Origin of the sequence: Paenibacillus plantarum (assembly GCF_013141695.1) — a bacterium.
GTDB classification, from domain to species: Bacteria; Bacillota; Bacilli; order Paenibacillales; family NBRC-103111; genus Paenibacillus_E; species Paenibacillus_E plantarum.
This window is the reverse complement of the sequence record NZ_WHNY01000074.1, coordinates 20,699-47,177: the sequence shown is the minus strand read 5'-3', so window position 1 is coordinate 47,177 and position 26,479 is coordinate 20,699. Positions and strand designations below refer to the sequence as shown.

Sequence of the window (26,479 nt, the reverse complement as noted above, 5' to 3'; positions counted from 1 at the left end):
ATGAACTACGATGTAGTTGCGCTTGGGGAGTACTTGATTGATTTTACGCCGTATGGTCGTTCTGAAGCAGGACAGCCATTGTTTGAACGCAATCCAGGCGGAGCACCTGTGAATGTGGTAGCCGCTTTGGCGAAGCTCGGCAAGAAAACGGGGTTCATCGGGAAGGTGGGCAGTGACCCGTTCGGTGCGTATTTGCGAGAAACTTTGCTCGATGTGCGCGTGTCAGAACGTGGGCTAGTTAAGACGGACGAGGCGCATACAACGATGGCTTTCGTCCAGCTGGATGCAGATGGAGATAGATCGTTTCATTTTGCAAGGCATCCTGGTGCTGATCAACTGTTGAGAGCGGATGAGTTGAATCTCGGCATGCTAGCGGAAACACGGATTTTCCATTTTGGCTCTATTTCAATGACGGTGGAGCCTGTGTACGCGGCTACTCTAAAAGCTGTCCAGCTTGCGAAGGAACATGGTGCCCTTATTTCCTATGATCCAAACTGGCGTCCTTCCTTGTGGCGGGATGGGGAGCATGCGCTAGAAGTCATCCGCGTTGGCCTAAGCCTCGCAGATGTGGTAAAGGTTTCCGAAGAGGAGCTTGTCTTCTTGACGGCTGAGCAGGATTTAGAAAAGGCAGCGAGAAAACTAGTTGAACAGTATGGAATTATTTTGCTTTTGGTCACGGCAGGAAGCGCGGGTTCTTTTTATCAAATGAAGGATTGGTGGGGCAAGGTGGAGAGCTTCCCCGTTCATACGCTTGATACTACTGGTGCTGGGGATGCTTTTTTCGGGGCATTGTTATATGGGATGTTGGAAAAGGGGAAGGCGTTGTCATCGTGGGACGAAGAAGAGCTTCGCTTGTCATTGCGCTTTGCGAATGCGGCGGGAGCTTTGGCGACGACTCGTAAAGGTGCGATTCCGTCGCTCGGTACGTTGGAGGAGATTCGCGCGTTGATTCGAGATGGAGATAAGGAGGATGAGCTAGGATGAGTCAGCGGACAGAAATCGAAAAGAATCAGCTCCACATGGAACGCGTGGAACAAGCAAATCAATCGTTGGGGCAAGCCGCCAAGTTAATCGCGGGGGATGGATATAGGCTTGGTTATCACCTTATGCCACCCGCGGGTTGGATGAATGATCCGAATGGTCTTATTTATTGGAATGGAGAGTATCATGTGTTTTATCAGCATTATCCCTATGAGTCGAAATGGGGTCCGATGCATTGGGGGCATGCCAAAAGTAAGGATTTGGTGCACTGGGAGCACTTGCCTATCGCCTTGGCGCCTTCCGAAGATTATGATAGCGGGGAAACGGGTGGTTATGGCTGTTGGTCGGGCAGTGCAGTCGATAATAACGGCGTTCTGACATTGGTCTATACGGGGCATGTAGATGGACGAACGCCAATGGAGGTGCAGTGTCTCGCGACCAGCGCGGATGGGGTTGCTTTTAACAAATCAGGGGCAAATCCTATTATTGGTGCCGCACCGGAGGAGGGTGGGTTCGGCTTCCGCGATCCGAAGGTTTGGCAGCATGACGGTCAGTGGTACATGGTCATCGGTTATGGAAAAGACGGCTTGGGGAAAGCGCTGATGTACACGTCTTCTGATTTGCTTACATGGCGCTATTTGGGTGTTGCAGCAGAGAGTGACCGCACCATGGGAGATATGTGGGAGTGTCCTGATTTATTTCCACTCGGTGATGCGGATGATCATGTGCTTATTATTTCCCCGATGAACATGGGGTCTACAAAGACGATGTACCTCACTGGCAGATTAAACTACGAGATAGGCAAATTCGATTACCGTTATGCCGAACGGTTGGATTATGGCTTCGATTTCTATGCGCCGCAAACGTTGGTGGACGGACAGGGACGGCGCATCCTGCTGGGATGGATGAACATTTGGGGTGCTCAAATGCCGGAGCAAGTAGATGGCTGGATGGGGGCTTTTACTTTGCCGCGCGAGTTGACGCTGGCAGAGGATGGCACGTTGCGGATGCAGCCTGTGGCAGAACTGGCGGCACTGCGGAAGAGCAGGGAGTTCGTCGATCGACAGGTGATACCTGCGGAATCGAATGTTTCATTGCCAGCTATACAAGGCGATCAGCTAGAACTGATTGCCGTGTTTAACACAAAGGAATCTGACGTGGAGGCCGTGTTTGGACTTCTCGTTCGCTGCTCAGAGGATGGGTCTGAGTATACGGAAGTTTCGTACTCGGTAGCGGAGCATACACTCCGCGTTGATCGGACACACGCAGGTTCAAGTGAAGCAGGTGTGAGTATAGTAGAGGTGGAACCGATGGAGGATGGGAGCATCAAGCTGCATCTGTTCGTGGATCGGTCTTCGTTGGAGCTATTCGCGAATAACGGGGTGAAAACGATAACGAATCGGATTTATCCGAATGGTGACAGTCTAGGTGTTAAGCTTTTTGCAAGGCATGGTGAAGCTTGTTTAGAAAGTTTGGATGCATGGCAAATGTCATTGTAGATCCAACAGGATAACCAATTTTAAACAAGCCGAGCATTCCGCGAAGCCAGGTGGTATAATAGGTTAAACGTTTCAATAAACCTGGCGAGGAGTGTAATGGATGACGACAATTCAGAAGGGTTGGGCTCAAGAAGCATGGGCACATACCGTAGCAAAAGTAGACAAAACAAGTAAACGCATTGGTGATGGTTTCCCACATGCAAGTGTAGGCGGAGAGTATAAGCTGGAGCCTGCTTATTGGTGGACAGCGGGCTTCTGGCCTGGATTGCTGTGGTTATTATATCGTGACACGAAGGATGAGGGCCTAAAGCAATTAGCCGAGTCCTGTGAGCAGCAGTTGGATCAAGTTGTAACGGACTACTATCGTCTGGATCACGATATCGGATTCATGTGGACGCTGACGAGTGTTGCACGCTACAAGCTAACGGGTGCAGACGATTCCAAGCGCCGCGCGTTGCTAGCGGCGAATTTGCTGGCTGCACGTTTCAACGTGAAGGGCAGTTACATTCGCGCGTGGAATCCTTGGCGCGAAGGGGAAGACAATGCAGGCTGGGCGATTATCGACTGCATGATGAATCTGCCGTTGCTGCACTGGGCTACGCTGACTACCGGCGATCCGCGGTTCAAAGAAGTCGCTGTAAGGCATGCCGACATGGCGGTCGATCATTTTATTCGTCCCGATGGATCGGTGAATCATATCGTGATTTTTGATCCGGCCACCGGTGAGAAGCTTTCCGTGAACGGTGGGCAAGGGTTTGCGCCGGAATCGGCCTGGTCACGTGGAACCGCGTGGGCGATTTACGGTATGAGCCTCAGCTACAAGTACACGGGCGATGAGAAGTATTTGCATGCGGCCAAGCGTGCTGCGCACTTCTTCCTGGCGAACCTGCCGGAAGATCATGTGCCACATTGGGATTTCCGCTTGCCCGATGGCATTCCGGCGTACCGCGACTCCTCAGCGGGTGCGTGTGCGGCTTGCGGGTTGCTCCTGATCGCGGAGCAAGTGAACGGCCAAGAGGCATCCCTCTACCGCGAAGCGGGGGAGCGCATCTTGCACTCGCTGTACACGAACTACGGTGCGTGGGACTCCGAAACCGAAGAAGGGTTAGTCACCCATGGTACAAGCCACTACCCAGAAGGGAAAAACATCGACGTACCGCTCATCTACGGTGACTACTATTTTGTAGAGGGGCTTTCCCGTTTGCTCGGGCATGGCGAGTTGTTCTGGTAAGTTTGGTTAATTTGATAAAAGAGTTGTCTTTCAGCAGCTACAACTGCTAGGGGACAGCTCTTTTTTGCGTTGTGTCCACGTCGCCCCACCTCTTCAGTAACAATAACTGGATTTCCTACATCTAATTTCAGGCCAAACACGCCTTTGACGTGAATAGCTGTATTTCCTCCAGTTAATTCGATCCATTCGGGCAGAAACTATCGATTTGGGCGAAATTAACTACATAATTTCCATCTAAATGCAATAAACAGATGAATCAGCCAGAATTAGCTGTATAATTTCCATTTATTTTCCACGAGGAGGTGGAGAGAGGGAACATTTTGGTAGCGGAGGGGGGGATGGTAAGGAGTAGCTGGTTTGTGGTGGAGAGGTGCTATTAGAGTGCGGTGGAAGGGAGTAGCTGGTTTGTGGTGGTGAGGTGCTATTAGAGTACGGTGGCATGGAGTTGCTGGTTTGTGGCGGTGGTGAAGTGCTATTTGAGTGCGGTGGTAAGGAGTAGCTGGTTTGTGGTGATGAAGTGCTATTCGAGTGCGATGGCAGGGAGTTGCTGGTTTGTGGTGGTGAAGTGCTATTAGAGTGCGGTGATAAGGAGTTGCTAGTTTGTGGTGGAGAGGTGCTATTCGAGTGGGGTGGCAGGGAGTTGCTGGTTTGTGGTGGAGAGGTGCTATTCGAGTGCGGTGGCAGGGAGTTGCTAGTTTGTGGTGGAGAGGTTCTATTCGAGTGCGGTGACTGGGACTTTCTGAGTTGTGGTGGTGAAGTGCTATTAGAGTGCGGTGGCAGGGAATTCCTAATGTATCGTCACAATACAGTTGCAGAGGTGGAATTCAGTTAAGGAGTGGTTAAGAGGTGTTGCTCCCCATCCCCCACAAAAAGACTTTTACTACAGTAAATCGACATCCGCCCTCATTGTTGGTCCCATGCCTTGAAACCTATAATTAACACATAAGACAAATAGATAGTGTAGGTGAGAGCAGATGAAATCCGCTACTGTGAATGAGGTTGTTCAGCGGTCAACCCAAGCAAAAAAGAAAAAAGGTTGGTGGAAATACGTCCTACAGCATCGGGCATTTTATATCATGTTGATTCCTGGACTGCTGTATTTCCTGGTGTTCAAGTATGTACCCCTGATGGCGAGCTTCATTGCCTTTCAGGATTACAACATTTTCAAAGGCTTCACAGGAAGTGAATGGGTTGGGTTTAAGTGGTTCCATCAACTATTCACGTACGACAAGTTCGGACGACTGCTCCGAAATACGCTGCTAATCAGCTTGTATCAAATTGTGTTCGCCTTTCCGTTGCCGATTTTATTGGCGATCATGCTCAATGAAGTGCGAACGATGGCTTTCAAGCGAATTACGCAAACGGTGCTGTATTTACCACACTTTTTATCATGGACGATTGTTTTCGGACTTACGTATATGTTGCTTTCGCCAACGCAGGGGCTTGTGAATCATTTGATTACGGCTTTCGGTGGTGATACCGTCGCGTTCCTTCAGAAGTCGGAGTACTTCCGATCTATCATTATTATTTCGGGTATCTGGAAGGAAATGGGCTGGAATGCCATCATTTTCATCGCAGCGCTAGCGGGAATTAATCCTTCCTTATATGAAGCGGCCAAAATGGATGGGGCCAATCGTTGGAAACAGTTTCTACACATATCGGTGCCAGGCATGCTGCCTGCGATCATGATTCTTTTGATGCTGAAAACAGGGCATATCTTGGATTCAGGCTTTGAGCAAATTTATCAGTTCCTTAATCCAGCTACACAGGAGACGGGGGATGTCTTGGATACTTACACCTATCGGGCAGGGATTCTACAAGGTCAATACAGCATAACGACGGCTGTTGGGTTGTTCAAATCGGTCATTGGTTTTCTGTTGCTCGTTATTGCTAACCGCGTGAGCAAATGGACAACAGGTGAAGGGCTTTACTAAAGGGGTGAAACATACACGATGAAAATTAAACGATCTATTGGAGAAGTTATCTTTGATTCTGCGAATGTCGTGCTGTTGCTGCTCTTTTGTGCAGCTGTAGCCATTCCATTATTGAATGTAATTGCAGGTTCATTGAGCTCGAATGAAGCTATTATTCATTCCGAAGTAGCGCTCTGGCCTGTAGGATTCAATCTGCACAACTATGAATTTGTTATCAAGAATGCCGTGTTTTGGAGGTCGTTCGGTGTTACGGTCCAAATTGTATTGATAGGCACAGCGATCAATATGCTGCTGACCATTCTAACGTCCTATCCACTTTCAAAAGGGTGGTTAGGTGGCCGTAAAGTGATTCTCCTTTTTATCATCTTCACGATGATCTTTCAGGCACCTTTGGTTCCAATGTATATCTTAGTCAAAAGCTTTGGCATGCTCAACACGATCTGGTCATTAATCATTCCAGGTGCGCTTAGCGCTTTCAATATGATGCTGTGCATCACCTTTATGAGGTCGCTTCCGGAAGAAATGTTTGAAGCGGCGAGGGTGGACGGCATGTCGGAGTACCGAATTGTATGGCGCATTGTGGCTCCGTTATCGATGCCAATCAACGTGACGCTGATTCTCTTCTATGCCGTGGGACATTGGAATAATTACCTTGGTCCATTGCTCTATATTACAGACCGGGAATTACAGCCCTTGCAGTTGTATTTGTACAAATTGATTTCGCAATTTGATGCGGATTCGGCAGGGGGGCAATCTGTACTAGAATTATCCAGTACGATAACGCCACAAGGATTGCAAATGGCGACGATAGTGATCGCAACGATCCCGATTATTATTGTCTATCCGTTCTTACAGAAACATTTTATCAAAGGTGCCTTGCTGGGATCGGTTAAAGAATAAGGTATTGCCGAGGTAGCTTCATACTCTGATCAGGAGGTGGGATAGGTCCAGACAGTAATATCCAGATGATGTTGACGAACGATCTAAATTATAATGAAGAAGCTTACTAGGGAGGGTCTAAACAATGAAAGTTAATTATAAACAAATGGTTACGCTTGCATGTGTTGTATGTTTATCCACGGCGGTGGCCGCATGTTCATCCGATAAAGGTTCCACGACGACAGCTTCAACAGCACCAGCAGCGAGTGCAAGTACAACGGCAAGTACAAAGCCTGCTGCGCCTGAGAAAATCACGATGTTCGTATCCAATAACGCACAACAAATTCCTTCTGGTAAATCGATGGACCTGGCTACTGTGAAATATTTGGCACAAAAAACAAATACAGATTTGGATATTACTTTTTTACCGCACGAAAACTACGCAGATCAGCTGAAGCTGAAATTCGCTTCTGGTGATATTCCGAATGTCCACATGGTCTGGGGCATCGAAACATCGGATATTGTTACCAATAATTTAGCACTGGATTTGAAGCCGTTAATTGATAAGTATGGTCCTAATTTGAAGAAAAATATCCCGCAATCTGCCTGGGACGCTGTGACGATCAATGGGAAAATTCTAGCTATCCCACAGCCTGCGGCAGGAAATGCGCCATCTGAACGTGTGATTTATGTACGTAAGGATTGGATGGATAAATTGGGCATCGCTGCGCCAAAAACGTCAGCAGAATTCCTTGATATGCTAAGAGCTTTCCGTGATAAAGATCCGAACGGTAATGGCAAAAAGGATGAAATTCCTTTCTCCTCCCGTGAGAAATTTGAGTGGGCGGATAACGTTTTCGGTATGTACGGCGTTAACTTGGATTCCAACAGCCTATACAATGGTGAAGTTATGCCTGGCTATGTGAATCCGAATATGAAAAAAGCATTAGGCATGCTCAACACGATGTATAAAGAAAAATTGATTGATACGGAATTCCTGACGAATACTCGGGCAATTTGGGATCAAAAAATTAAGTCCGACCTTGTTGGCTCATGGGACCACGTCGTATTAGGTATTTGGGATTCATGGCAAAAGGATCTAACCAAATTATTGCCAGACAAAAAGCCTAACGTAATCGGCATCGCTACTCCAAGAGGAGAAGGCTATACAGGTCAACTAGGACGTGTTGAGAAACCAGTACTTAAAACTTTCATTGTACACAAAGATACGAAAAATCCAGAAGCGGTTGTAAAAATGTTTGATTGGCTCGTCTCAGATGAAGGTCAATTGTTCTCAGAGTTAGGTATTGAGGGGCAATCTTATACCAAAGAAGGCGGCACGATTAAATATTTGGCAGATAAAGATACAGATTTGAAATGGCGTTCTGCTGTGTTCCAAATGCATGGATTTAATGAGCAAGCTCAGAAGTTGTTGATTAACAACGATGAAGCTTACAACAAGCTTCTTCAAACGATCGATACGTCCCGTAAAGAGGGTATTGCCAACCCAACTGCAGGAATGCCGCCAATTGATACGCTGACGAAGAATGCTGACTTGCAGTACAGAGGTTCTTTCCAAGAAGCAGCAGCGAAAATTATTCTCGGCGAGAAGCCGGTGGATTACTTTGATGAGTACGTGGCTAATTGGAAGAAACAAGGTGGAGACAAAGCGATCAAGGAATTGACGGATTGGTATAACGCAAACCGTAAGAAATAAGGTAGTTGCTAGAGACACGCCCATCTGAAGCTGGTAAGACACTCGCTCAGGTGGGTCCTCTTTTATGGATAATGGATGTGAATAAAGGAAGGAAGAGATTGATGATGATGAGAATGGGGAAAATGGGAAGACTACTTGCTCTCCTGTTAATCGGCGCGATGCTGGTTGTACCGTTCCAACCGAATATGTCCATGGCGCAAGCACTGACGGAAGAGGAACTGGCGGCATTGCCTGGCAGTGAAGTGCTGATTTCTGATCTTAAACAGCAGGGAGCAGCACTTAATCCGGAGGCTGCGTTGTACGGAACGGTTGCAAACTCAACGGTTGAAGGGCAAGCATTTACAGAAGCATTACGCTTTGCGACGAATGTGCAGCCAGCTAGTACGTATCTTTTACAATATGTACTACCAATTGAAGCGAGCATCGAGAAAGACGATGTTATTTTGGCAACATTTTACGCAAGAACGCTGCGATCTACGGTTGAAACGGCTGAAGGTACAGTCGCATTGGTCATGGAGAAAAGAGGGAATTTCGAAAAGTCGATTACCGAGACGTTAACGGTTCCTACGCAGTGGAAGAAATTTCTTGTGCCGATTAAAGCGGCGTTATTGATGGAAGCGAACACACCACAGATTGCTTTCCGTCTTGGCTATAAGCCACAGGAGATCGAAATCGCCAATCTTAAAGTAGTAAATTATAAGAAAGCGGTTACATTTGATGGTTTGCCAAGCACTCCGGTGATTTACGAAGGAATGGAAGAAGACGCGCCATGGCGTGCAGAAGCCAATGAACGTATCGAGCAGATTCGCAAAGGGGATATGCAGGTCGAAGTGAAGGATGCTGATGGCCATCCTATCCAAGGCGCAGCTGTTCAAGTGAAGATGACGAAGCATGACTTCAAGTTTGGTACGGCTGTCAATAGTACGATGATTAATGGTACGGATGCGAATGCAGAAACGTATCGAACCAAGCTCAAAGAAAATTTCAATTCAGTCGTCATGGAAAATGAGATGAAGTGGCAATGGTGGGAACAGGATCGAAGCCGAACCGTCAATCTCTATAATTGGTTAGGTTCCAATGGTTTTGATATTCGTGGCCATGCCTTGCTATGGGATGGTTCTACACGATTACCGGCGGATATTCCAGGCCTTGTGAGCAATAAGACGGCGCTTGAGAAGCGTATTCAGGATCATTTTCATGAACTGGCCGGTTTATTCAGAGGCAGATTGTATAACTGGGATGTGCTGAATGAGCCTGTTCTGAACAGTATGATCCGAAGTACGTACACAGACCAAGGCGCGCTGATGGCGAATTGGTTCAAAATGGCCAAAGAAGCTGATTCTGCGTCTAAGCTTTATGTCAATGAAACGCAAATTCTTGGCGTAGATGCGCCGGTGATTGCGAATTTCTCAGGTATTTTGCAATCGATGAAAGATAATGGCGCTCCGATAGATGGTATAGGAATTCAGGCGCACTTCGGCAGTACGCCGGTGAGTCCAATGGCTTTCTACAATCAACTTACTCATTTCACACAGTATGCGCCTGATATCGCCATTACGGAATTTGACGTAAACTCGCCCAAAGAAGATATCCAGGGGAAATTTACTCGAGATATTCTGCTTGCTTCTTTTAGCCATCCCAATGTAAAGTCGTTTACGATGTGGGGGTTCTGGGACGGGGCTCACTGGCAGAATAATGCGCCGCTTTTCCGATCCGATTGGACATTAAAGCCTTCAGGCGAGCAATGGCGCAATTTGATCTACGGGACATGGTGGACGAACGAGATGGGTACAACGGATGCCAATGGTCAGTTTCAAACACGTGGATTTTATGGGGACTATGACATTATCGTAACGCGTGGCGGCGTAAGCCAGACGGTAAAAGCTTCCTTATTGCAGGGGCAAGATCATAAAGTGTCAGTCGTATGGGGAGCACCTTCGCAAGGTGGAACGACAAAACCCTTCGTACCCGTATCATTACCTGCCCAAAATACAGATATCACAGCGCCAATATGGCCGTATGGCAGCACTTTCGGTGCTTCCAATACATCTCCAACGTCGGTTAGCTTAACATGGCCAAGAGCGCATGACAATTTAGCGATTAGCGGTTATCGGGTATACAAGGATGGCGAGTTCGTGAAGCAGGTACCAGCGAATGTGACCAGCTATGACATCACGGGCTTAACGCCGGGCCATAGCTACTCGTTCACGGTGCAAGCGTTGGACGCACAAGGCAACACGTCCGTGATTAGTCAGCCGATCAAGACGTCCACAACTTCTGGTGTAGACAGTGAACTGCCGGGTTGGAATAAAGGTTCTGCGATTGAGGTTGCCGATCTCGGTCAAACCGGTGCACAGCTTTCCTGGCCAAATGGCGTGGATAATGATGGTGCGGATGGCTATCGGATTTATGTGAATGGGCAAATCTGGGCTGATGTGAGCGGAACGAGCTATGCTCTCGTAGGATTGGACCCGAACAAGCTGTATACGATTCGCGTAGAGTCGAAAGACAGCGATGGTAATTTGTCGGTCGGCGGGCCCATCGTGACTTTCCGTACACTGGGCGTAGAAGACACGACAGCACCGACGTGGGACCTTGCCGCAAGCTTGAACGCATCGGATGTGACGACGACGGGGCTGCAATTGAATTGGAACACTGCGCAAGATAGCGGTGGAGTGACCGCATACCGTGTGTTCCAAGACGGTAAGCAGGTTGTGACGCTGCCAGCTTTGGCGAAAAGCTTTACCATCACCGGCTTAACACCGAATACGACGCATGTATTTAGGGTTGAAGCGGGGGATGGCAAAGATAACTGGTCAATAACAGGTCCTTGGCTGTCGGTGAAAACCCAAGCAGGACCAGATGAAGTCCGTCCGACATGGCCGGCTAATCGGAGCTTAACATACAGCGGGCTGGCCGACCATGGCGTGAATTTGAATTGGACGACAGCTTTTGATCAGATTGGTGTTACAGGCTATAAGATTTTTGCGAATAATACGTTACTTGCAACTGTCGCTGGCAACATACAAACCTTTGCGGTGACGAACTTGACTGCCGGTACGGCATACACGTTCCGTGTTGAAGCAGAAGATGCCGCTGGAAACAGGTCAACGAACGGACCAGCCGTTTCGGTTACGACGTATCAAGGCGTAGTTCGCAAGTCGACGGTTATTTATCCGAGCGCTGATGCGTTCATCCAAGCGCCTAGCACGCTAGGTGAAGCGGGAACAACTAACAATTTGGATTATTTGCGCTTCAAGAATGCGGGCGGTGTATCGGGTAGCGATGCGAATAAAAATACAGGTAACAACCGGAGAGCGTATTTAAAATTCCCGCTGACTTCGGTCACAGGTAATGTATACGATGCTTCCTTGAATCTCTACGTTTTTGCAGTTCAGACGGCTAATATGGACATTAGTATGGATCTGTACAATACAGGCGACAACTGGAGAGAAGTAAGCGATGCAGGTGGGGCGTCAATCAATTGGCAGAACAAGCCTGTAGATGGCTCGCTGATCGGCAGTACAATTGTGCGGAATGCTGGATATTGGAAGAAATTCAATGTGACCAGTCAAGCTGCTGCAGAGAAGAGCGGCGACGGGACGATCAGCTTCAAGCTGCAAAACGATAGTTGGCTTGATCAGAACGTCGATTTCTATTCGAAGGAAGCGACAGGAGCAAATGTCGCATTTAGACCTTATCTAACGCTCGGAACGGAAGAACTTCCAACGGATACGACTGCACCGACATGGACAGGCGCGAATTTGGCGGTTACACAAGTTGCCCCGCATACGGCGACCCTAACATGGCCAAGTGCGCAAGATCTTTCCGGTATTAACCGCTATAAGGTGTACCAGAATGGTACGGCAATTGCGACCGTTGCATCGGATGTATACAGCTATCAGGTGAATGGCTTAACGCCTGCGACGGCTTATACCTTTAAGGTGGAGGCTGTAGATATCGCGTTAGAATCAACCAACGGGCCATCTGCATCATTCACGACGCCTGCCGTCGATACGGTCAGTCCATTATGGCCGACAAGCGCAGGTTTGACTGCACAAAATGTGGGCCGCAAAGCGCTCAACCTGCATTGGTCAGCCGCTGAAGACAATTACGGTGTAATGGCCTACGATGTTTACCAGGGTGCTGCGCTGCTGGGTACCGTGACCGATACAACGTATGCGGTGACCGCTCTGACACCGGGAACTACTTACTCGTTCCATGTCGTGGCACGCGATGCAGCAGGCAACACAGTGAGCAGCCCGGTACTATCTTCGGCGACACTTGCTGGAGATGTGACGCTGCCAACTTGGAGCATCGGAAGTAAGCTGGATCCCACGCTTATCAGCGCATCTGGCCTTCAGTTGAACTGGCCTGTGGCAGTGGATGATTCAGGCGTCACAAGCTACCGGATCGAGCAAGGTGATTCAATGATCATCGAAGTATCGAAAGATATTCGAAGTTATTTCATCAACGGATTACAAGCGCAAACCGCTTATATGTTTAAGGTTCGAGCTGTGGACGAAGCTGTGAACGTCTCCGAACCGCTGCAAGTTTACGAAAGTACGATGATAGCTGATACCATTACGCCGCAATGGCCGACTGGCTCGCGGATAACATCGACAAGGGTAGGTAATCAAATCACCTTAGAGTGGGATGCCGCCGTGGACAATGTTGGGATTATGCAGTATAACCTATACCGCAATGGCGGGTTTGCAGCTTCCGTTGCGGGAGCAACCAGCATTGTGCTGCAGGATCCCGAGGCAGCCGTTTACAAAGTAGAAGCGCAGGACTTCTTAGGCAACACGACAGTCTTCGGACCGAGCACAAATGATCCGCAAATCCCTGTTCCAACGGACACAACAGCGCCAGGATGGCCAGCTGAAAGCGCGCTGACAGAGGGCGCAGTGACATCGAATTCGGTTCAACTCTCATGGAGTCAAGCCATTGACCGTGTGGGTGTAACCCAGTATAAACTGCTGATGAATGGCAACGTAGTTACAACTACGCCAAACACGACGTGGCAGGTAACGGGATTGTCTGCGGATACCGCTTATGACTTCAAGGTTGAAGCGGCAGATGCAGCGGGCAATTGGTCAACGAGTGGTCCAAGCTTGAGCATCAGAACACAAGCTGTTCCTGCTCCAACTGGGCCATCTACAGGGACAGGGATGCAAGCAGAACCTGAGAAGCCGACGATTACAGTCAGCAACGGGGAAGCAAAGATTACATTCCCTGCAACTAGCGTAACAACAAAAGATGGGAAAGCCACAGCAAGCATTAATAAAACAACACTTGAAGAAGCCTTTAAGAAGATGGATGCACAAGCAGGTGGCACGAGTTCAAAAGTAACCCTGCAAGTACCGCAAGTCGCAGGAGCGAACAGCTACGCACTTGAACTGCCAACGGAGTATCTGACACAGCAAGCCTCAAAGCATGGGCTTGAAATTTCAACGGTACTTGGCACAGTTGTTTTACCTAGCAATATGTTTGCTAATAACGCAGCAGCGGCTAGGCAGTCTACGCTTACGATCAACATTTCGATCGATAAACTGCCTGCACAAACAGATCTGAAGGGTAAAACAGGAGCCGTCGTCGATCTGCAATTCACGGCATCCGGCCAACCAGTGAAATTCGAGAACAAGGATGCTATCGTATCCGTCAGCATTCCATACGTTCTATCTGCAGAAGAGAAAGCTCATCCTGAGTTTCTAAATGTCTGGTACGTGAACGCACAGGGTGAAGCGCAGCTTGTACCGACAGGCAGCTACAACGCTGCTACTGGCATGATTCAGTTCAGCACGAATCATTTCAGTAGGTACGCAGTTTCTTACAACAAGCCAGCTTTCCAGGATCTCGCTTCCACGACGTGGGCGCAGAAAGCCATTGAAACGCTTGCTGCCAAAGGGATTATTCAAGGGGTTACGGCTCAAGCGTTCAATCCGACGGCTACGATCACACGAGCAGACTTCACGAAATTACTAGTCGAAACCTTTGGGTTACAAGCGGCGTCTGAGGCGCATTTTACGGACGTTCAGAAAGGTGCTTATTATGAGAAAGCTATTGGCATCGCGAATAAACTCGGCATTGCCAATGGTGTAGACGATCAACATTTTAACCCGCAAGCGAATATCTCGCGTCAGGATATGTTCGTTATGATTACGAGAGCCTTGGCTCAAGTGAACCCATCATTACCTACGGCGAATAGGGCAAGTGAATTCGCGGATGGAGCCGACATCGCTCCTTATGCGGTCCAGTCCATTAATTCCCTCGTTCAGCAAGGTTTAGTCGAAGGCAACGCCGGCAAAGTGAATCCACTGGGGAATACGACCCGAGCTGAAACTGCCGTTATGTTGTACAGATTATTCCAATTTATCTACCAATAAATTGCAGTACGCCAACCGTGCCTATTCGTAGGCGCGGTTTTTGTCGTATTTTAAATAAAAAAGTACGATTCCTGCAGTGAATAAAACGCTTACCTCATTGCTCAGGACTGAAATTGGGCATATTATTTAACTACCAGACTCTAGGCACATTACTGTCTGTCTACAAGGGGAGATCAATTTGGTTAACTATATGGTCAAAAGCCTGAAACGTTCCCTGAAATGGCGGCTCATCTCCATCATTGTCACCATTCTTATTTTTACAGTGTCAACCATTGGTATTTCTAGTTATATCCAGACGAAAAGTTCTGTCCGTAAGGATATTGATCATCTAAGTATGCAGATTCTTAAACAAGCAAATATGAACTTAAACCGTTACTACTCCGAGTATGAGCTGGCTTTCCTTATGCTAAGCAACAGCCTCGAAGTTCGGGATTGGATGCGTGTCTCTTCCCCAAATGTGTCTTCTGAGCTGATTCGGACCTATGAGCGGATTAAGGATAATTATTTGAATCGCTTGTTTTTGCAATACCCAGAGGTATTGTCCGTCTCTTTATATAACCCGAACGGGAATGAGCAGCATTTCGTCAATACGTACGCCCTTCCCTTGAAATACTCAATCAAAAATGAACCTTATTTCGCTCAAAGCGGCAATTATGAGAAGGTTAAATTTATAACCGGCATTTCTGAGAATTACATCGATGCGGCGAATCAGAAAATGAAGATCCCCGTGTTGACTCTTTTCAAGCAACTGAGCAACGGATATGTCAAAATCGATATTTCACTGAAACCGTCGCAGAGTGTCATGTCACAAATTGATATTGCCAACTCGGGCGTTGCTGTCGTCATGGATCAGAACGGTACGATTATTCATCATTCTCAATCCGAGAAGGTTATGGGGCATATGGATGACCACATTGTGAAAGCTGTGAAAGATCAGAAGGAAGGTTCGGTGTTTGATAAGTCGGGAAAAGAGCTCATCATTTTTCAAACGATTCAGATGACAGGTTGGAAAATTATTGCGATTCTACCATACCAGGAAATAGCCAAAAGCATTAACTACACGAGAAATGTCACGATTGTAATCGCGATTTCTGCGTTGATTATTTCGGTTTTGCTTACCTATTTTGCAGCTTCATCCATTACAAGACGGATTCTGGCTCTGCGTAAAATGATGAAAGCGATGCAAGTGACGAGCTCCTTCCATTTGCGAGCTGAGGTAGCGGGAGTCGATGAGGTTGCTGATTTGAGTATCTCTTTTAACAATCTGCTCGGTCATTTGGAGCAGTCCATTCATGATCACGCGGAGACGCGTGTTTTGCAGCATCGGGCTGTCATTTCGGCGCTTCAGTCGCAAATTAATTCGCATTTTTTATACAACACGCTCGAAACGATCAATTCCATGGCTGTCATTGCGAAGCAATCGCATATTGGTCATGTAACGGTTAATCTCTCCAATATGCTGCGCTACACGTCGGATTTCAAGAATATGAAAGTGATTCTCAAAGAAGAGATCAAGCACTTGGAGAATTATTTGACCATTATGAAAGTCAGATTCAAAGATGAAGTCACGTATAGCATTGAGGTACCTGAGGAGCATTTGGAGGCGATATGTACGAAAGCACTTCTGCAGCCGCTGGTGGAAAACAGCATTAAGCATGGGAGAGAAACGACGGGAGAATCCGTACATATCCATATTCGCGGGGAAGTCGTGCAGGGGGATAAGGGGGACAAGCTGCTTCTCACCGTTGCTGATAATGGACCTGGATTCTCGGCGGAGACGTTAGTCAGATTAACGCAGGAGCAAGCAGATTCACACGCCCATCAGTACCGGCACAATCAAGTCGGGCTATCGAATCTGATATATCGTTTGCATATGTTTTATGCGGGGGAAGCTAAGATTACGTTCTTGAATGATCCCATTGATGGGGGAGCAGTTGTTGAAGTCTTATTGCCATTACAAGATAGTTTGGATACGTAGAAAGGGGATTGCGATCAGATGAACAGACTTATTATTGTAGACGATGAAGATCTCATCCGTGAAAGCCTGTCGATACAAGTGTCAGAAATGGAAGGAGTTACCGTATCCGGAACGCTTCCTAATGGCAAAAAAGCGCTGGATTGGCTCAAGGATCATTACGCAGACATTTGCATGACGGATGTTCGGATGCCGCTCGTGGATGGGCTGCAGTTAATGAAAGAGATTAATCAGCTGTATCCTTGGATGATCTGTATTGTGATTTCAAGTTATGATGATTTCCAATATGCCAAAAAGAGTATTGAGCTTGGCGCCGTCGATTATGTGCTGAAGCCTACGGATAGCAGCCTCTTGCAAGAGGCTGTCGAGAAGGCCAATGCTCGCATCCGCAGCAGCCGGCGTAATGAGGCGAATCAGCTTCTGCTGCACAAACTGCCCGTCTACAAGCCGATGCTGGACAGCTGGCTGGAGATGGTGTTATCCGTTTATTTGCACGGGCAGCCGCTGATTATCGTCGACACCTTGGCGATGTTGGAGTCGTGGGTAGAAGGACGTTATGAGATTCTAAACGAGCTATCCATGGCATGGACGTCGCTTGTCATCGAAGAGTTGAAGAAGCAGGACATCCATGTGAAGTATGAGGAAGGTGAGGACGTCGAACTAGGCAAGCATAGTCTGAAGCACTCCGATGTGCGGCAGTATTTCCGATTATGTGCGGTAAGAAGGCTGGAACAAGCGGCGAACATTCTGATGGATCGCGCGCGCAAGGCGAAGAACCTGCAGAAGGAGAGCGTTGTCGACCAAGTCAAACGGTATATCGAAGAGCATTATGCGGAGAATTGGGGTCTACAAGAGCTAGCGGATCATGTTGCGATGAGTCGTTCGTATTTAGCGAAGCTTTTTAAAGAGCAGGCAGGGATGACGATCTGGACGTATTGCGTCAACGTTCGAATGCGCAAAGCACGGGATTTGCTGCTCACTTCCTCTTTGAAGAGCTACGAAATTGCTCTGCAAGTGGGCTATGAAAACAGCATTCACTTCTCGCGTATCTTCAAACAATATCATGGCTTGAACCCGATGGAGTATAAGGACCGGTTTAAAGGGGATTGAGGTGCGGAGCGGGCACAGTGCAAGCACCTTGCCGCATTTGTATCGCATTCGTGCAGTAAATAACCTTTTTACCTCAGTGTGTTGAAAGCGATTTCAGTATAAATTTAGGGAGGTTGAACGTGGGCCAAATTTGAGAAATGAGGTGCATGCAGAATGATTTCACGCAGAAAGAAGGTTTATGGTGTAATTGGGTTAGCGATTTCAATGTTGGTGAGCGTGGCTCCCCCGGCATTGGCAGCAAGTACGGTGACGCTGTACAAAGACACGACGTACCAAACGATTTGGGGATTCGGTGCCGCAGCTAATCACCCGGTGAATGAGTTGAAAACGAATTACAATGCAACCACGCAAGGACAAATTCTAGATAAACTGTTCCGGACGGATGCCTCTAACGCAGGGTTGTCGATCGTCAGGATGGAGATCAACCCCTATACGGCTGCGCAGGATGCTGTGCAAACGACATTCATGCCTTCTTCGGGTGTGACGGATTGGAACACGGATCTGCATCAAAGATGGTTCGCCCAAGAGGCGAAGAATCGCGGGATGAATCAGTTCTATGCGGTGCCTTGGAGTCCCCCTGGCTGGATGAAGACGAATGGTTCGCCCAACAACGGCGGGCATCTGAGCACCTCGCAATACGATAATTTCGCCAATTACATGAAGACGTATGTGAATCAATATCGGAATGTATTCGGGTTCAATATCAAATGGGTCAGTGTGCAAAATGAACCCGATTTAGCGACGCCTTATGCATCGGCGCAGTATACGACCAGTGAACTGGATCAAGTATCTGCGAAGGTTGCTGATGCGGTTCATAGCTTGAATCAAGGCGTGTTGGTTGGGGCGCCAGAGGGCTCCAATCGAACAGCTTCCAACAACTATATGAACGGTTTCAGTGTGGCGACGCGGGCGAAGCTGGATTTTGTCTCGGTCCACGATTACAGCACGTATGTCGATGTGAACCATTATGGTAAACCGTTGATCGCGACGGAGGTTAGCAATTTCCAAACCGCCAATGATCCGAGCATCACGGATGGGTTGAAGTGGGCGAATATGATTGCCGCTGATTTGAAGCGAGGCGAGAGAGGCTGGCTGTACTGGTGGGCAGTGAATCCGGCTGCAAGCACCTCCGGTGAAGGTCTCATTAATCTAGGGGCTAATAATACGTACACAGTGAATAAAAGACTTTATGTCATGGGGCAATTCAGCCGTTACCTGCGTCCGGACGATACCCGCATTCTGGCATCCTCGAGCGACAGCAACCTTGTTGCTATCGGTGGGAAGAATGGGACGGGGCGCGCATCTGTTGTGCTGATCAATAACAGCACGTCGGCGATTACAACAACGATTAGCGGTCTGACATTGGCTAATGTATCCGGAAGACGCACCAGCGCCATGGAGGATCTGGCCAAATTGACCGATATTGCTGTGACAGGCGGTGCCATTACGGTTACCTTGCCGGGCAAGTCTGTGACGAGCTATGTGGAGTTTTAGGCGAGGAGGCTAGTTTAGGTTGTGCTAGAGTTGGGTATCCTTTTACTAGAGTGTATGAAATCTAGTGAAAAGGTGGAGTGTTTCGATGTCAACGATACTAAAGCCAATCATTCCTAGTAAAATTGCTGAGTCCATTGAGAGTCTACGTGGTGAAGGTTGGACGGCAGATGATTTTTTGAACTTTCCGCGATATGACGAAGAGTGTCCCGAGGCGCGTGTGTTGTATCACTTTTTTCGGAACAACCGCGTCACGTTTGCGGCGGCCATCATTAATAGTTATCAGGTGCAGGAGATGCAGCAGTAACTGATAGATATACAGAGATCCTTATCCAGTTGAGACTGGATAAGGATTTCTTTTTTTGGGGATCGAGCGCCTGGGGGCCTGTAAGTCGAAAAAATCGACTTAGAGAGCACCGAAGGCCGAGTTGCACGCCCGTAAGTCGAAAAAATCTACTTGGAGAGCTCCGAAAGCCGTGATGCGCCCGCGTAAGTCGAAAAAATCGACTAACGTCCTCCCAAGGCCCCAGCCGCACCCGAGATAGTCGAAAAAATCGACTAACTCTCCTCCCAAAGCCCCAGCCGTACTCGAGATAGTCGAAAAAATCGACTAACTCTCCTCCAAAAGCTCCTGCCGTACCCCAGATAGTCGAAAAAATTAAGTCTAGGGTTAGCGGGACAGCTTAGCTATTTCAACGTATAATAGTATGCAATAGCAAGAGTACCCAACAAAGTCACCAATAGGATGGAGGAATTGCAATCATGTTTGTAAAAAAAAGCATGTTTACTCGAAATGGCAAGTCCTACGTCTACTATAAAATCGTCAGCACATATAAAGATGAGTCTGGTAAGAGTAAGCATCGTGTAGTCAAGCATCTCGGTAAGCTCACGGAAGAGGAAGTAGCTGAGGTGCGCAGGGTACTGAAGGAGCAGAGTCAACTGCAGGCGGGGAACGTCGTGGAATCGGTCGAAATAGGTGCGCAGAGCACGATTCACTTGCCCCAGGAAGTGCCGCAATTTGTCTTACATGATGCGAAACGGTTGACCTATGAACCTTTCGTGCAGAAACAGTGGAATGTGACAGAGGTGGATATGCTGCTGCTTGTTCGTGAGGGGACAGGCGAGCTCTTCATGGATGGCAAAAAAATCGTGCTTAAGTACGGAACGGTCGTCTATGCGCCTTCTGGCAGCGGAATGCATGTCGTCAACACCAGCAGCATTGTGCTGCAGTTGGATCGGATTGCCTTCGATGTGATCATCAGGAGCGGGTCGCCTGCAGAGAAGGGAACCTACCTTCCCTATAACATACAACGGATGTTTCAGGAGCCGATTCAGTTGCAAACGCCCTACTGGGCGTTGCAAGTGTCCCAAGAGCTTGAGGAGAAGCAAGTCAATAGCCTGCCGCATGAGGTGTTCAAAAGGCAAATCTTATTCTATACGTTGATGGATATGATTCTTCAAAATACAGGTGAAGCACGGCCACCGGAGGCGCACAATGTGATCGAGCATGCGGTCACATTGATTCATAAGCATTATCGCGACGATTTGACACGTGATCAGATCGCGGAGCAGCTCGGTGTCAGCCCAGAGCATTTCTCCCGATTGTTTAAAAAAGAGAAAGGCATGGGCTTTATCGATTACTTGCTTCAATTTCGCATGGAGAGGTCGCGTGAATTGCTGCAGCTCTCGAGGGCTAATGTGCAAGAAATCGCCCAGCAGGTTGGCTTTCAGAGTCAATATTATTTTAGCCGCAAATTTAAACAATTGGTGGGCTCATCGCCAAGTACTTACGTGCAACAACCGAAGAAATATGTATCGCTGGATGCGTTCCTCACATCAAGTTTACTCACGTTGGGTGTTGTTCCACGTGTAGGGATGATCAATCCGTGGATGACTTCACACTTTCAAGAAATACTGAGTCAAGCTGAGTTTAAGCCAATTGAAGGCTTGGACGAACAAAGTGCCGAAGAGGTCAAAGCACTGCGGCCGGATCTTATTTTTAGCAATGTAAATAAACAGGATATGACAAGGATTCGGACCTTAGGTCCCGTAGCTGAAATTAATCTAGAGAAGATGGATTGGCGGGCGCAACTGCGATTCATTGCGGATGTTGTACGGAGGCAGGAGGAGGCAGAGGCGTGGCTTCAAGCGCTTGATCGACGAATTGCTGCAGCGAGAGAGAAGCTCGGACGAATTATCGATCCCGAAGACACATTCCTGATCATGAAGATTGTTTCGGGCAAAATATATGTCTATGGCGATCTGCGAAGTTTAGGCGGACCGATGCTCTATCAAGGCTTACAGCTGCCACCTCCGCGTATCGTCAAGGAACAGATTATCGATGCCAAGCTGCTTAACCGTTGTGTCACGCTTGCTGAGCTTAGTGAATATTCAGCGGATCACATCTTTCTTGTTAACTACGAATCCAATTGGCTGGAGGGGGCAGAGTCCTTCAAGTCGCATCCGAACTGGAAGAAGCTAGCTGCCGTTCGCAAAAATCAAGTATACGATGTGAATCCGGATATCTTTTATGGGTTTGATCCTCTTTCGCTAGAGCTGCAACTACAAGAAATGGCCCGGCGGCTATCATCACATTCGTAAGTAAATATCGTCATGAATGTGTATGGACGTTATTGCAAAGTCATTGATATGATCCTAGTGAGAACTATTATCATTATCAAGAGGAGAGATATACAGCATGATTGCAAAGAAAACATGGTTATCCGCGGGGATGACAGCCCTGCTGCTAGTTTTGAGTGCATGCGGCAGCAGTACAGATAAGGTGGATTCAAGCCAGTCAACTTCACAACCAACAGCAGCACCTACGGCGAAAGTCGAAGCATCAGCTCCCGCTGCCCCGAAGACGATTGTTGCGAAGACGGCCAAAGGGGATGTTACGATTCCGGCAGAACCGATGCGGGTCGCAGCAGCTTATTATCATGGTACATTGACAGCGTTAGGCTTGACACCGATTGCCGCTAGTAAAGAATGGTGGATGGGAAGTCCGTTCCTTACTGAGCAAGAAGCGAAGATGACGGATATCGGCTCACCGGCTTCGCTTGAAAAGGTGACATCGCTGGATCCAGACTTAGTCGTGATTAATGGCTTCTCGGAGGACAATTACGATAAGTTTTCGAAGATTGCTCCAACTGTGTTCATTCCGTATACAGCCTATAAAAATGTTCGTGAAGAAGTGAAACTGCTTGGAGATACATTTGGCAGACAGAAAGAAGCGGAACAATGGTTGGCCAAATATGAGCAGAAAGCCAAAGAAAGTCGCGAGAAAATTAAAGGCTCCGTGAAAGAAGGCGAAACAGCCGTTATTATCAATGTCCGGGAGAAGAAGATTTCCTTGCTCGGAGATAATTACGGTCGCGGCGGCGAAGTTATCTACAATATGTTGAAGCTGAAAGCACCTGATTTCGTTCAAAAGGAAGCCATCGATAGCGGGAAGCAGCTTGTCGAGATCTCGATGGAGACATTGCCTACCTATGCGAATACCGATCATATTTTTATCTGTATGAATATTGGTACGACGGATGAGCAAGTGAAGGCGATTCTGGATAGCCCGATTTGGAAGACGCTCCCAGCTGTGAAAAACAATAAGGTACACATTCTGGATTACAAGACGTATCTGCATTATGATCCGATCTCTATTCTGGGACAAGCTGATCTGATTGCGGATATGTTGGTTAAAAAGTAATTCAGCCTTAATTATGGTTTCACCACGTGTAAGTTCCATGTGTGATAGACAACTTTTAACGCGGTCGCTCGTCTAAGAGTGACCGCGCTTAAAGGTTTTTTTCGCGTTTTTATCTAAACTTCATACTTTGGGCAAACTTTCATGATACGATGATGGCAAAGCAATGTGAATAGGTTGCATGATTAGGATGGAAGGGAAGTCGCGGAATGTCAGATGAACAATTAGCGGTATTAGATGTATATATTGAACAGGCCGGCTACGATGAGGTGCCGGATATTATTAAGGGCATTCATTTTACAGTGAGGCAAGGGGAGCTCGTGGGATTGTTAGGTCCGAACGGTGCCGGCAAAAGCACGACAATCAAGAGCCTACTCGGTTTGTTGAAGGATTTTAAAGGGAAAATCTCCTTCATGGGTGAGAACAAAAGCTACGCCTATATTCCTGAGCATCCTATTCTGTATGATGAATTGACGTTGTGGGAGCATATGGAGTTCGCGGCATCGGTATATGAGCTGGATCGCACCGTGTTCTTAGAGCGTGCTGACGATCTCTTGCATCGGTTTCGCCTATTAGATGAGAAGCATCAATTGCCTGGGAAATTTTCCAAAGGGATGCAGCAGAAGATCATGCTCATTCTTGGGTTTTTGAATAAACCCGATGTGTATATCGTGGACGAGCCCTTCATTGGACTAGATCCGAAGGCGATCAAGGATTTCTTGGGGATGCTAGAAGAGGAACGGCAGCGTGGGGCAGGCATTCTGATGAGTACCCATGTACTGGATACAGCGGAGCGGATTTGCAGTTCATTTGTACTGCTTTCGGGTGGCAGATTGGTAGCGAACGGAACCTTGCAAGACATTCAAAAACAATGCGACATGCCGGATGCTACGTTATTCGACTGCTTCCATTCCTTACTATGAGAGGGGGCGAGAGCGGTTTGAACAGCAGTTTTCAGGTATTTACACGCAGAGTACGTTCGGATTTGAAATTTCAGTATCGAGCTATACGCATGGCTGTGGATTGGGTCATCGCCATATATTTCGTCATTCCTCTGCTGATCGTGGCGGGCTATCACTATTATGCGTGGTACATGACGCCCCCAGCATGGTTAGGCGGGATATCCATACATACGGTGGCTACACTTTTTTACATATTCACATGGCTGGGCACGTTGCGTTACTTTGTTGAAGAAGGAGATCAGTTGTTTCTCCGGCAAAATGAAGGCTGGTTTCGACATCTCATGCATCTTGGCTATCGGTATTCGGTGGTGCTGCAAGGGGTTACGTCGTTGCTTGCTACGCTTCTTTTCCTACCCTTATTAGTGCCTGTTTACACGTTTAGCATTGCACAAGTCGTGTGTTTTTGGCTGCTGACCTATGTGGTGAAGCTGAACATCGGCCTCATTCGACAATTGCTAGCGCTTCGCTTCCAACGGTTCCTATTGTGGTTGCTGCGCATTGTAATTTTTGCAGCCGGCGTCTTCGTCTTCCAATGGTTAGTCGTGGAGATCAGGGATCAACTTCTGTACAGTTGGCTTGTGATCTTGGTATTGATCGGAACATTCCTACTTCTAACTCGGGTACGGCTGCGTGAAAAAGGTACCTTCTTCGCGGATGTCGCACGCGAACGTGATGCTCGGATGCGGATCGTTTCTCTCATGCTCATCCGTGTGATGGAGCGCAAAAGAAAGCCAACCCGCCGCTACCCGCTTCTGTTCAGCAGATCGCAACGATTGCTCAAAGGAAAGGGAGCTGGCACTGGCATTGCGGAGCTACTAGTGAAATCGTATTTCCGGAATGGTCTGCAATGGCGGCAATCCATTCAGTTTGTAGTTGTCATCAGCGGAGCTCTGTTTATTCTGCCAGGTGCAATTAAAATCCTCGTCTGGATTGTTGCAGCTGTCTTGCTTGTCTTCTGGCGCAAATCGTTCTGCAAAGATGAACTGACGGCACCCTTCCTATCTCTATTCCCGATTAAAGATCCGATGAAACACCAAGCAATTCAGACGGCCATCCCAATCTTAGTGCTGCCTGCAATGATGATCATTAGCCTAGTGACGGGCATCTCGCTGCATACTTGGTGGGGGCCAGTTGTGATGATGGGCGCAACGGTGCCGCTAACTTATGGAACTTCTTCGGTGTTTACAAGTTGGTATTGAGTGGCTTGAACATTCCGCTTCTACATTAGAAACCTTACATGACGTTATATGGTTGCTCGTTACGACCGTTTAACGCCATGAGAGGTTTCTTTTTTTATGGATGCCTACTTGTACGACAATTTTCCCCTAAATCTTATAAACAAGCTATGAATCATGAGTATGTATCGTTCGCATGTAACCATCCCACAGATATAATTAGCTAAAGCTTTGCTGGAGACGGAGCAGAGTTTAACAATCATAGGGGGTACTTCCACATGTATCAGAGTTTTGAGCAAGAAATTCAAAGGATTATAGCCAAGGTAGATCGAAATATGGAGCAATACGGATATGGCTTTCCTCATATTCATTCGGATGGCCAGTACATGGAGAACATGGCCGAGGACGGCAGTTGGACAGGATCGTTCTGGACAGGGATGGTAGCGATCGCTTATTTATTGACCGAAGAGCGACGCTACTTGGATTATTTATACGGTTATTTGCCTTTGTATCAGGAAAGATTGCGTTCAGGGTATATAGACCATGATCTTGGTTTTCTCTATCAGTTATATGCGGTCGTGATGTACCGGCTCACCGGTGATGAAGTATTCCGCAAACTGACGATCGACGCGGCGGATAAACTCCTGGAGCGTTACAATGAGCAGGGAAGATTCATTCGGGCATGGGGAGCTGTGGACAGTGACGTACGAAGAGGCAAGATTATAATTGACTGTATGATGAATTTGCCTCTTCTGTATGCAGCTAGCAAGATCACGGGAGATAACCGCTATCGGAATGCTGCTGAAGCGCATGCAGGCAGCTCGAGAAAGCATCTAGTTCGCAGCGACTATTCGACGTATCATACGTTTGATTTCGATCCGGACAGCGGCAAACCGATTGGCGGATTTATGGTGGACGGTTATGCGAACGAATCGACGTGGGCCAGAGGCGAAGCATGGGGAGTATACGGATTTGCTTGTTCTTACGCACAGACGGGTGATGAGATGTATCGCGAAACAGCGGAGCGAATGGCGGACTATTTTCTGGAGAATCTCCCGAACGACATGGTTCCTATGTGGGATTTCCGTCTGCAAGCAGAAGGGCATCAGTTAAGAGATTGCTCGGCCTCCGTGATCGCTGCTTCGGGTATATTTGACTTGGCGAAGGATGTAGAAGATCCATTCAAGCAACAGTTTTATATAAACAAAGGAGTTCAACTACTCGAAGCGTTACAATCGTATTCATCAGCGGCGGATTTGACGCGAAACGGGGTTTTGTCATGCTGCTACGGCAGAACAGAACGCGGTGAACAACATCTCTATGCTATTTGGGGAGACTTCTATTATTTGGAAGCATTATGTAAAGCCACGGGACGGAACTGGCAGTTGTGGTCATTCTAAGGATTGACATGTCTTCAACCGCTGCGGCTAATGTGAATG

General features: G+C 47.7%; 16 protein-coding genes. All 16 read left to right on the top strand.

Annotated features, from left to right (window positions below):
* The 16 genes from GC096_RS27150 to GC096_RS27075 all read left to right on the top strand — a co-directional run bounded on the left by GC096_RS27150 (position 1) and on the right by GC096_RS27075 (position 26,440).
* Positions 1 to 984 (top strand): carbohydrate kinase family protein, encoded by a 984-nt coding sequence (locus GC096_RS27150; protein ID WP_171634567.1) that lies wholly within the window; start codon positions 1 to 3, stop codon positions 982 to 984.
* On the top strand, positions 981 to 2,480 hold the full coding sequence (locus GC096_RS27145) for a glycoside hydrolase family 32 protein (protein ID WP_171634565.1): 1,500 nt from the start codon (positions 981 to 983) through the stop codon (positions 2,478 to 2,480). Before GC096_RS27150 ends, GC096_RS27145 begins: the two co-directional genes overlap by 4 nt.
* A gap of 100 nt (positions 2,481 to 2,580) precedes the next feature.
* Positions 2,581 to 3,711: a glycoside hydrolase family 88 protein gene (locus tag GC096_RS27140; RefSeq protein WP_171634563.1), complete on the top strand. Its 1,131-nt coding sequence runs from the start codon at positions 2,581 to 2,583 to the stop codon at positions 3,709 to 3,711.
* A gap of 974 nt (positions 3,712 to 4,685) precedes the next feature.
* Positions 4,686 to 5,645: an ABC transporter permease gene (locus GC096_RS27135; RefSeq protein WP_056623360.1), complete on the top strand. Its 960-nt coding sequence runs from the start codon at positions 4,686 to 4,688 to the stop codon at positions 5,643 to 5,645.
* Between the two features lie 18 nt (positions 5,646 to 5,663).
* Positions 5,664 to 6,545: a carbohydrate ABC transporter permease gene (locus GC096_RS27130; RefSeq protein WP_171634562.1), complete on the top strand. Its 882-nt coding sequence runs from the start codon at positions 5,664 to 5,666 to the stop codon at positions 6,543 to 6,545.
* Between the two features lie 124 nt (positions 6,546 to 6,669).
* The gene (locus GC096_RS27125; RefSeq protein WP_171634560.1) at positions 6,670 to 8,241 is read left to right on the top strand and encodes an extracellular solute-binding protein; all 1,572 of its coding nucleotides are present in this window, start codon (positions 6,670 to 6,672) and stop codon (positions 8,239 to 8,241) included.
* 101 nt (positions 8,242 to 8,342) lie between these two features.
* Positions 8,343 to 14,627 (top strand): fibronectin type III domain-containing protein, encoded by a 6,285-nt coding sequence (locus GC096_RS27120; protein ID WP_171634559.1) that lies wholly within the window; start codon positions 8,343 to 8,345, stop codon positions 14,625 to 14,627.
* Positions 14,628 to 14,805: 178 nt separating this feature from the next.
* Positions 14,806 to 16,605, top strand: coding sequence for a sensor histidine kinase (locus GC096_RS27115; RefSeq protein WP_171634557.1), 1,800 nt, complete (start codon positions 14,806 to 14,808; stop codon positions 16,603 to 16,605).
* Between the two features lie 18 nt (positions 16,606 to 16,623).
* The gene (locus tag GC096_RS27110) at positions 16,624 to 17,712 is read left to right on the top strand and encodes a response regulator transcription factor (RefSeq protein ID WP_171634555.1); all 1,089 of its coding nucleotides are present in this window, start codon (positions 16,624 to 16,626) and stop codon (positions 17,710 to 17,712) included.
* Between the two features lie 153 nt (positions 17,713 to 17,865).
* Positions 17,866 to 19,206, top strand: a complete 1,341-nt coding sequence (locus GC096_RS27105) for a glycoside hydrolase (protein ID WP_171634554.1) — start codon at positions 17,866 to 17,868, stop codon at positions 19,204 to 19,206.
* A gap of 85 nt (positions 19,207 to 19,291) precedes the next feature.
* Positions 19,292 to 19,510, top strand: a complete 219-nt coding sequence (locus GC096_RS27100; protein WP_171634552.1) for a hypothetical protein — start codon at positions 19,292 to 19,294, stop codon at positions 19,508 to 19,510.
* A 455-nt stretch (positions 19,511 to 19,965) separates the two neighbouring features.
* Positions 19,966 to 21,804, top strand: coding sequence for a helix-turn-helix domain-containing protein (locus GC096_RS27095; protein WP_171634550.1), 1,839 nt, complete (start codon positions 19,966 to 19,968; stop codon positions 21,802 to 21,804).
* Positions 21,805 to 21,901: 97 nt separating this feature from the next.
* Positions 21,902 to 22,906, top strand: coding sequence for an ABC transporter substrate-binding protein (locus GC096_RS27090; RefSeq protein WP_171634548.1), 1,005 nt, complete (start codon positions 21,902 to 21,904; stop codon positions 22,904 to 22,906).
* Between the two features lie 206 nt (positions 22,907 to 23,112).
* Positions 23,113 to 23,826 carry an ABC transporter ATP-binding protein gene (locus tag GC096_RS27085; RefSeq protein WP_057308850.1) on the top strand — a complete coding sequence of 238 codons (714 nt, stop codon included), beginning with the start codon at positions 23,113 to 23,115 and terminating at the stop codon, positions 23,824 to 23,826.
* A gap of 17 nt (positions 23,827 to 23,843) precedes the next feature.
* The gene (locus tag GC096_RS27080) at positions 23,844 to 25,064 is read left to right on the top strand and encodes an ABC transporter permease (RefSeq protein ID WP_171634547.1); all 1,221 of its coding nucleotides are present in this window, start codon (positions 23,844 to 23,846) and stop codon (positions 25,062 to 25,064) included.
* Between the two features lie 254 nt (positions 25,065 to 25,318).
* Positions 25,319 to 26,440, top strand: coding sequence for a glycoside hydrolase family 88 protein (locus GC096_RS27075; protein WP_171634545.1), 1,122 nt, complete (start codon positions 25,319 to 25,321; stop codon positions 26,438 to 26,440).
* The last annotated feature ends 39 nt before the right edge of the window (positions 26,441 to 26,479 follow it).

Bases quoted from the DNA above. Each gene is read 5' to 3' on its own strand.
- GC096_RS27085 (WP_057308850.1), top strand. From the start codon at position 23,113: ATGTCAGATGAACAATTAGCGGTATTAGATGTATATATTGAACAGGCC.
- GC096_RS27095 (WP_171634550.1), top strand. From the start codon at position 19,966: ATGTTTGTAAAAAAAAGCATGTTTACTCGAAATGGCAAGTCCTACGTC.
- GC096_RS27090 (WP_171634548.1), top strand. From the start codon at position 21,902: ATGATTGCAAAGAAAACATGGTTATCCGCGGGGATGACAGCCCTGCTG.
- GC096_RS27120 (WP_171634559.1), top strand. From the start codon at position 8,343: ATGATGATGAGAATGGGGAAAATGGGAAGACTACTTGCTCTCCTGTTA.
- GC096_RS27075 (WP_171634545.1), top strand. From the start codon at position 25,319: ATGTATCAGAGTTTTGAGCAAGAAATTCAAAGGATTATAGCCAAGGTA.
- GC096_RS27140 (WP_171634563.1), top strand. From the start codon at position 2,581: ATGACGACAATTCAGAAGGGTTGGGCTCAAGAAGCATGGGCACATACC.
- GC096_RS27100 (WP_171634552.1), top strand. From the start codon at position 19,292: ATGTCAACGATACTAAAGCCAATCATTCCTAGTAAAATTGCTGAGTCC.
- GC096_RS27145 (WP_171634565.1), top strand. From the start codon at position 981: ATGAGTCAGCGGACAGAAATCGAAAAGAATCAGCTCCACATGGAACGC.
- GC096_RS27110 (WP_171634555.1), top strand. From the start codon at position 16,624: ATGAACAGACTTATTATTGTAGACGATGAAGATCTCATCCGTGAAAGC.
- GC096_RS27125 (WP_171634560.1), top strand. From the start codon at position 6,670: ATGAAAGTTAATTATAAACAAATGGTTACGCTTGCATGTGTTGTATGT.
- GC096_RS27135 (WP_056623360.1), top strand. From the start codon at position 4,686: ATGAAATCCGCTACTGTGAATGAGGTTGTTCAGCGGTCAACCCAAGCA.
- GC096_RS27105 (WP_171634554.1), top strand. From the start codon at position 17,866: ATGATTTCACGCAGAAAGAAGGTTTATGGTGTAATTGGGTTAGCGATT.
- GC096_RS27150 (WP_171634567.1), top strand. From the start codon at position 1: ATGAACTACGATGTAGTTGCGCTTGGGGAGTACTTGATTGATTTTACG.
- GC096_RS27130 (WP_171634562.1), top strand. From the start codon at position 5,664: ATGAAAATTAAACGATCTATTGGAGAAGTTATCTTTGATTCTGCGAAT.